This window comes from Lacrimispora brassicae (genome assembly GCF_054772055.1).
Map to the genome: position 1 here is coordinate 1 of NZ_BRYH01000007.1, position 599 is coordinate 599.

The window sequence follows — 599 nt, forward strand, 5'->3', positions numbered from 1 at the left end:
AATGATTGCGGAGAAAGGCACAGGATGGAGTACGGGAAAGTTTACTTTCACGGAGGTCAGGCTGTGACTTACTCCATAAGCATCGCAGATGCGACCGAGAAAACCGAAGGTTTTGGAGGTGCAATCATGGACCAGACTAATTAAATTAAATAAAGAACACCAAGAGACAAAGAATTTCTGGTGCCGATGCGCTTAGGGGAAACACCCGTTCCCATCCCGAACACGATGGTTAAGACTTAAGCGGCCGATGGTACTATGCTGGAGACGGCATGGGAGAGCAGGTGGGTGCCAGATTACTAAAAAAAATCACTCGAAAGAGTGTTTTATATAGAACGGACATGTTCCAATGGGTGGAGGGAAAAGCGAAGCCTGTGTTAAAGAATGTGTTAACCTGATTCAGCAGGGCAGTGCTGTTTTATATAGCTGGTTTTTACCAGTGATTCGTGGGTTCGAGTTAATCGAGCAAGCGAATGACTGATAAACTTCAGTCACAGTGTTGTTGTTACGAAGGTGCACTTTGAAAAGCTAACGCTTTTCTCAGTCACGGCGTTCCACGCCTATACAATCACATAAAAAACTGCTTAGGAAAGCAAGCTTTC

General features: G+C 44.9%; 1 rRNA gene. It reads left to right on the plus strand.

Going from position 1 to position 599, the window contains the following annotated elements:
• Positions 1-176: 176 nt before the first annotated feature.
• Positions 177-294 (plus strand): 5S ribosomal RNA (gene rrf, locus ACYVD3_RS04830).
• Positions 295-599: the final 305 nt, after the last annotated feature.